Below are 7,437 nucleotides of genomic sequence, written 5' to 3'. Positions count from 1 at the left end.
GGCGCCAAGCTCTGCTACAACGACTACAACACCGACGGCATCAACGCGAAGTCCACCGGCATCTACAACATGGTCCGCGACTTCAAGTCCCGCGGCGTACCGATCGACTGCGTCGGCTTCCAGTCCCACCTCGGCACCACGCTGGCCAGCGACTACCAGGCCAACCTGCAACGCTTCGCCGACCTGGGCGTCGACGTGCAGATCACCGAGCTGGACGTGATGACCGGCTCCAACCAGGCCACCATCTACGCCTCCGTGACCCGCGCCTGCCTCGCCGTCGCGCGCTGCACCGGCATCACCACCTGGGGCGTGCGGGACAGCGACTCGTGGCGCGGGGATGACAACGCCCTGCTGTTCGACCGGTCCGGCAACAAGAAGGCGGCGTACACCTCGGTCCTGAACGCCCTCAACGCGGGCAGCGGCACCCCGACCACGCCCCCGCCGGGCTCGCCCGTCGACACCACCGCCTGGTACGTCCTGGTGAACCGCAACAGCGGCAAGGCTCTGGACGTGTACGAGCGGGCGACCAGCGACGGTGCCCGGATCGACCAATGGACCCGCAACGACGGGGCGTGGCAGCAGTGGCAGTTCGTCGACTCCGGTAGCGGCTACTACCGACTGAAGTCCCGCAACTCCGGCAAGGTTCTGGACGTCTACAACCGCTCGACCGCCGACTCCGCAGCGGTCGTGCAGTGGACCGACGGAAACGGCACCAACCAGCAGTTCCGGCTGGCGGATTCCGGGGGCTACGTACGTCTCATCAACCGCAACAGCGGCAAGGCCGTCGAGGTGCAGGGCGCGTCCACCGCCGACGGCGGCAACGTCGTGCAGTACGCGGACTGGGGCGGCACCAACCAGCAGTGGCAGTTGATCAAGATCGGCTGATCATCGGTCGGTCGAATCGGCGGCGCGGTGGCGCGGACGCTCGTCCGTGCCACCGTCGCCGCTCCCCGCGACGTCTGTTGGTATGTGGCCGTTGCGTCGTGCGCGAGAACACGCCACGCTTCGGACAACAGATGGACAAGCCCGGCACTATTGGAGAGCATCGATTTCATGATTATCCGGTCCGCCACCCCTCCACCGACCTCGACCTCGGAAGACGTGACCCCCGACGAGATCCCCGAGGATCGGCCGCCGGCCGACTGGGGGCGATGGAGTTGGGCGCGTTCCGAATGGACCGTGGCGGTGGCGGCAAGCCTGCTACTGGCGGTGGTGCTGACCTGGCCGACCATGCGCCACCCGGCGACGACGATCCCCGGCGACCTGGGTGATCCGCTGTTGCAGGCGTGGCAGGTCGCCTGGTCGGGGCACGCCCTGCTGAGCAGCCCGGCCGATCTCTGGAACTCGAACACGTTCTACCCCGAGACATACACCTACGCCTACAGCGACACCCTGCTCGGTTACGCCCCGATGGGGATGCTCGGCTCCGGCTTCACGGCCTCCGTGATCCACTACAACCTGCTGTACGTGCTGCTGCACGCGCTGGCGTCGTTCGGGGCGTACGCCCTGGCGCGGCAGCTCGGCGCGAACCGGTGGGGCGGCGCGGTCGCCGGGATCGCCTGGGCGTACGCGCCCTGGCGGCTGGCGCACTCGGGGCACCTGAACATCCTGTCCAGCGCGGGTATCGCGCTGTCGCTGGCCATGTTGGCGCGTGGTCACGGCTGGTCGCTGCGCCACGGGTACCGGCCCGAGCTGCGCAGGCCCGGCTGGGCGGTGGTCGGGTGGCTCGTCGCCGCCTGGCAGGTCAGCCTCGGCTTCGGCATCGGCCTGCCGCTCGTCTACTTCCTGCTGGCCACGGTCCTGGTCGCGGCCGGCTGTTACGGCTGGTCCTGGTGGCGAAAGCGGGAACGGCCTCCGTTCGGCCGGCGACTGCTGATCGCGGATCTCGTCGGCGGCGGGGTGTTCGGCCTGGTGACGCTGCTGCTGGGCATGGTCTACCTGCGCGTCGTCGACCTCAACCCGCAGGCCGAGCGGACGCTGGACTGGACGAAGATGTTCTCGCCTCCGCTGATCGGGTTCGTCACCGCGCCGGCCGACTCGTGGCTGTGGGGTGAGCGGCACGCCGGCGCACGCGAACAGCTCTCCTGGCCGCCGGAGATGGCGCTGCTGCCGGGCATGATGGTGATCGGGCTGGCCGCGGCGGGGCTGTTCCTCTCGGCGTACCCGCTGCGGCACCGGGTCGCGCTGGGGCTCGGCGCGGTCGGCACGGTGCTGCTGGGCCTGGGCGCCACCCTCGGTGGCGACGGTGACCCGGGCTACCTGACGCTGTCGACGCTCCTGCCGGGTTGGGACGCGTTGCGGACGCCCGGCCGGATGATGCACTGGACGAGCCTGCTGCTGGCGGTGCTGGCGGCCGGCGCGGTGACCGCTCTCGCGGAGTCGTTGCGCCAGTCCACTCCCCGCCGTTGGGCGGCGACCCTCACGCCGCTGGTCCTGCTGATTCCGTTGACAGTGGTCACCCTGGAGGGCGTGAACAACACGCCGCACCCGACCGTGCCACAACCGCCGGCCGCGATGCGGACGGTGCAGGACCCGATCCTCGTGCTGCCGGCCGGGGGACTGGGCGACCTGACGTACATGCTGTGGTCGACCGACGGTTTCCCCCGGCTGACGAACGGTCTGGCCGGCTTCGAACCGGTCAGCCAGGCGCAGACCCGGACGGCGGTGGCGTCGTTCCCCGATCCGGTGAGCATCGCGCACCTGCGGGGGATCGGCGTGCGGTCGGTGATGGTCGTGCCGAGCCGCGTCGTCGGCACGCCGTGGGAGAGCATCGCGACCCGGCCCATCGACGGGTTGGGCATTACCCGGGAGGATCTCGATGGCATGCTGGTCTACCACCTCTGACCGGGTGGGCGCCGGCGACGGACGTCCGGGTACGGGCAGGGTGAGGTGACGAGCGTGCGACTGTCCGTCGTGGTGCCCTGCTTCAACGAGGAGGCGTCGGTCGAGCGGCTGCACGAGACCGTGTGCGCGGCCCTCGCCGAGCTGCCCGACGTCGAAATCGAGGTCGTGTACGTCGACGACGGCAGCGAGGACGGCACCCTGGAGGCGCTGCGGCGGCTCGCCGCCGCCGACCCCACCGTCTGCTACACGTCGCTGAGCCGCAATTTCGGCAAGGAGGCGGCAATGCTCGCCGGGTTGCAGCGGGCCACCGGCGACGCGGTCGTCATCATGGACGCCGACCTGCAGCATCCGCCGCGCCTGCTGCCCGAGATGGTGACGCTGTACCAGCAGGGCTTCGACCAGGTGATCGCCCGGCGGGACCGGCGCGGTGACCGGTTCGTCCGCATGGTCGCCTCCCGGTCGTTCTACCGCATCATTAACTGGTGGATCGACGTGCGCCTCCAGGACGGCGCGGGCGACTTCCGCCTGCTGTCCCGGCTCGCGGTGGACGCGATACTGGCGATGCCGGAATACAACCGCTTCTCCAAGGGGCTGTTCTCCTGGATCGGCTTCCGCACGGCGGTGGTGGCCCACCCCAACGAGACCCGGCAGGCCGGGCGGAGCAGGTGGACGCTCAGCAAGCTGTTCAACTACGCGTTCGACGGCCTGCTGTCGTTCAACAACCGGCCCCTGCGCCTGGCCATCTACGGCGGGCTGTTCCTCACCCTCATCGCGCTCGCCTACATGGCCTGGGTCGTGGCGGACGCCGTCGAGAAGGGGATCGACGTCCCCGGGTACACCACGATCATCGTCAGCGTGATCGGGCTCGGCGGCATCCAGATGACGATCCTCGGCGTGATCGGGGAGTACATCGGCCGGATCTACTACGAGACCAAACGCCGACCGCACTACCTGGTGCAGGAGACCGAGTACCTCGTCGCGGAGACGGGCGGGACGCTGCGGCGTCCCGTCCCGCCCGCGCCGCGCTCGCCGGTACGGGGTCAACGGGTGCCGCCCGCCCGGGACAATCCCCACCCCGGGCCCGGCCGACGCGAGGTCGGCGACCGCGACGGCAGCTGACCCGGGCCTGCGGCCGGTCAGCGGCCGCAGGTCCGGCACGCGCTGCGGGTACGCAGGTGGTAGTCGCTGGACGCGACGAGGAGGCCGAGCCCCAGCAGGCAGTACGCCGACATGGCCACCCAGAGGAACGCGTCGGAGAACTCACTGGCCGATCCGGAGGCCACCTGCACCATCCCCATGCCGAAGTAGGTGACGATGGCTGCCCCGAGCCCGAAGCCCGGCACCAGCAACAGCCGGCGGGGAATCGTACGGCCGGCGAGCAACGGCACCCAGCCCGGCCAGACCTCACCCCAGGAGTGCACAAGCGCCAGCGGCAACAGCACCCCGGCCAGCACCAGACCGATCTCCAACCCGATGATGGAGGCGTCCTGCGCGACGTCGTCGAAGCCCACCACGGCCTGTGCCGCGAAACGGGTCACGAGCCCGGTCACCGCCACGTACGCTCCCCAGCGCGCCCACGGCGCGGGTGCCGGGCGTCGCTGACCGGGCCGGATCGTCCGGCAGCAGTCGGGACAGTCGCCCCGCGTACGGCGCTGATAGGCGAAGACGGCCAGGCCGAGGAGCACCGCGCCGGTGGCACAACCGAGCCGACTGGCGAACGCCAGCGGGTTGAAGGACGGGCCGGGAGCGAGCAGGAGCAGGCTTACCAGTTCCGGCAGCAGGATCGCCGCCGCCGCGACCAACGCGCCGGCGACCGTCCAGGCCAGTCCCGCCAGCGCCGGTCGCCAGGTCGACGCACGGTCCAGGGCGACCGCCACCGCGCCTGCGGCCAGGCACAACGCCACCGACCGCCAGCCGGTGAATCCGAGCAGGTCCAACCCGAACGGTCCGAACTCCGGCGTCTCGCCGATCGTCCAGGCCAGACGTACGCCCCCGTAGGCCACGGCCCAGGCGAGTACGGCGTACGTCAGGCCGTGGCCGCTGCGGCGCGTGTGGGGTGCCGTCGTCGTCATGTCTGCGATCCTCGCGGGGCGCAGGCCGGCAGGCCTCCCTCCGGTCGGGGAAGGCGCTCCCCGGATCGGGGGAACCGACCCCGCCGGGGCGTGGGGTGCGCGCGATCCGTGCACACCCCACACCCCGCCGGTTCGCCGCCCTGGGACGGTCAGAGCGTGAACACGAGGGTCGAGATGCTGCGTGCGCCGACGTTGATGGTGGCCTGTCCTCCGTTCACGCTTGTCGGCTGGCTGGCCGCGTTGGCGTTCTGCGAGGTCAGGTAGTACTCGGCCCTGCTGACGTTCTGCGGCGCCTGGATCACGGCGTTGTTGACCGCGCTGTTCGACCGGTTGAGGATGACCAGCGTGATCTTGCCGTCACCCTGGTAGGCCGTCACCTCCAGCGGGGACGCCTTGGAACTCTTGGTCAGGGCGACGCGCTGGTAGCCCGGCCGGACGTACTTCGCGTACTGCGAGAACGCGTACCCACGCTTGAGCGGCGCGCCGGCGGTGGTGCCGTAGGCCGCCTCGCCGTCGCCGATGAACGAGTAGTAGCGCTTGCCGTACCACCAGATGTAGGCGCTCCAGTTGGCCTCCATCGACCTGTGCACGGTACGCATGATGTCGTCGAGCGTCTCGTTCCAGACGGCCAGGTTGCTGGGGTTGCCCCAGATGTTCGAGCCGCCGCCGTCCGCCGCGTGCAGGTTCCACTCGGTCATCCACACCGGCTTGTTGTACGTCGCGGCCAGCGGGTACGGGGCCAGCCGCCCTGCGGACTCGGTGCCGTACAGGTGGCCGCCGATGTAACCGATGTTGTTCCGGGCGGTCGCGTCGTTGAGGGTCGGGTCGGTGTAGCCGTAGTTCAGGTTGACCGCCTCGGCCACCATCAGCTTGGTGTTCTGCACCTTCGCACCCTGGTCGCGGACGAAGGTGCGCAGCTCGGTGCCGCTCCAGTCCATCGAGTCGTAGTCGGGGTGCCAGTCCGGCTCGTTCTGCACGGACGTGACGTCGATGGTCACGCCCTGACCCCGCATGTACTGGACGTAGCTGTTCAGGTGGTTCGCGTAGTCGTCGTAGTAGTCGGTCTTCAGCTTGCCGCCGTTGGTCCTGCTGTTGTTGGTCTTCCAGGCCGCGGGCGCGGTCCACGGCGAGGCGAGGATCTTCACGTTCGACCCGTACGCCTTCGCGGTCTTCAACGAGTTGACGTGGGTCGCCCACTCGCTGGACTCCGGTGAGAGGCCGGTCCGCACGATGGACAGGCCGAGCTGGTTGGCGCCCAGCCCGACCAGCGTCTGCGTGTCGGTGGTCGACCAGGCGCTGCCCCAGATCGACTGGGCGGCGCCGAAGCCGTCGACGGTCTGGTACCTGGTGGCGCTGTTCACCGTGATGTCCGCCGGGCCGTTGGGCGGCGGTGTGGTCGGGGGCGGTGTGGTCGGCGGCGGTGTGGTGGGCGGTGGGGTGGTCGGGGGCGCCGAGGTGGGCGGCGGTGTCGTCGGTGTCGTGTCGCCGGTGCAGGTCACGCCGTTCAGCACGAAGCTGGACGGGTCGGGGTTGCTGCCCGTCCACGAGCCGTTGAAGCCGAACGACGCGGTCCCGTTGGTCGGGATGGCACCGTTGTAGCTGACGTTCTTGGCGGTGACCGCTGCGCCGCTCTGGGTCAGTGTCGTGTTCCAGGCCTGCGTGACGGTCTGGCCGGCGCTGTAGGACCAGTTCAGCGTCCAACTGCTGACCGCGTCGCCGAGGTTGGTGATGGTGACGTTCGCGCCGAAGCCGCCCTGCCACTGCGATGACACGGCGTAGTCCACGGCACAGCCGGCGGCTGCGGCGCCGGCCGGCGCGGCCAGGGCGACCGCCGTCGACGCCAGCAGGACGGCGCCTGCCGACATCAGGGCGGTGTTGGTTCGTTTTCTCATCAGACTTCTCCCGAGGTGGTGGTGGCCGACGCGTCCGGGCTGGTCGTTCGGGGGAGCGTCGGGCGGTACGTCGGGCATCGCCGGGAGCGCTCCCAGGCGTGCGACGGCGGGGTGTCGGATGTCGGCTGTCCAGATCAGCCGGCCGGTCACCTCGACATGTCTCTCGGCCGCCGAGTCCGGGGCTGCGCGAACAGTCGCGGAGGGGCACCGGGGGAGCGCCGGTGCGGCGGCCGAAACGTCGACGCCGGACCGAGGCTCGCGTCGGCGGTGCTGAGGGTGCGGCGACGCGAGGTTGACGGTGCGGCGAACGGGTCCGGCGGGACTGCGGCACCCTCCTTTGTCGACCGGCTCGGCGGACGGCCGGGCGCTCTGCTCATTCGTGGGCCCGCGGGTGAGTGCCGCACTGCGAGCGCACGAAACAGTTTCTCGTAGCAAGGAATTTATTTCGTTCGATGCACCCTTGTCAACGCCACATCCACCCAGCCCTCGCCAACCCTCGCCCACCCCGCCTGCCCCGCAGGGTCGAGGCGGTCGGGGCTGCAAAAAACCTGCAAACGGTAGCTATTGCTTCAGGGAAAACGCTTTCCCTACGATTGCTGCACGTCGATGTTTTCCCTGGATCGGCTCGG

The 7,437-nt window shown here is 69.9% G+C and carries 4 protein-coding genes and 1 pseudogene; 3 read left to right on the top strand and 2 right to left on the bottom strand.

Annotated elements, in window-relative coordinates; all coding sequences use genetic code 11:
• From ABZU91_RS16285 to ABZU91_RS16275, 3 genes and pseudogenes are all read left to right on the top strand, one after another.
• Positions 1-882: pseudogene (locus ABZU91_RS16285) on the top strand (endo-1,4-beta-xylanase); the annotation flags it as partial.
• Positions 883-1,053: 171 nt separating this feature from the next.
• Positions 1,054-2,844 carry a hypothetical protein gene (locus ABZU91_RS16280; protein ID WP_355240286.1) on the top strand — a complete coding sequence of 597 codons (1,791 nt, stop codon included), beginning with the start codon at positions 1,054-1,056 and terminating at the stop codon, positions 2,842-2,844.
• Between the two features lie 45 nt (positions 2,845-2,889).
• Positions 2,890-3,963 carry a glycosyltransferase family 2 protein gene (locus tag ABZU91_RS16275; protein WP_355240283.1) on the top strand — a complete coding sequence of 358 codons (1,074 nt, stop codon included), beginning with the start codon at positions 2,890-2,892 and terminating at the stop codon, positions 3,961-3,963.
• A gap of 17 nt (positions 3,964-3,980) precedes the next feature.
• Here ABZU91_RS16275 and ABZU91_RS16270 read toward each other — a convergent pair whose 3' ends face one another.
• On the bottom strand, positions 3,981-4,916 hold the full coding sequence (locus ABZU91_RS16270) for a hypothetical protein (RefSeq protein WP_355240280.1): 936 nt from the start codon (positions 4,914-4,916) through the stop codon (positions 3,981-3,983).
• 149 nt (positions 4,917-5,065) lie between these two features.
• Positions 5,066-6,808: a cellulose binding domain-containing protein gene (locus ABZU91_RS16265; protein ID WP_355240277.1), complete on the bottom strand. Its 1,743-nt coding sequence runs from the start codon at positions 6,806-6,808 to the stop codon at positions 5,066-5,068.
• Positions 6,809-7,437: the final 629 nt, after the last annotated feature.

It is taken from the genome of Micromonospora sp. NPDC005174 (assembly GCF_040608495.1).
Lineage (GTDB): Bacteria > Actinomycetota > Actinomycetes > Mycobacteriales > Micromonosporaceae > Micromonospora.
Note: the sequence above shows the minus strand (reverse complement) of the source record. Positions and strands in the feature narration are given on the sequence as shown.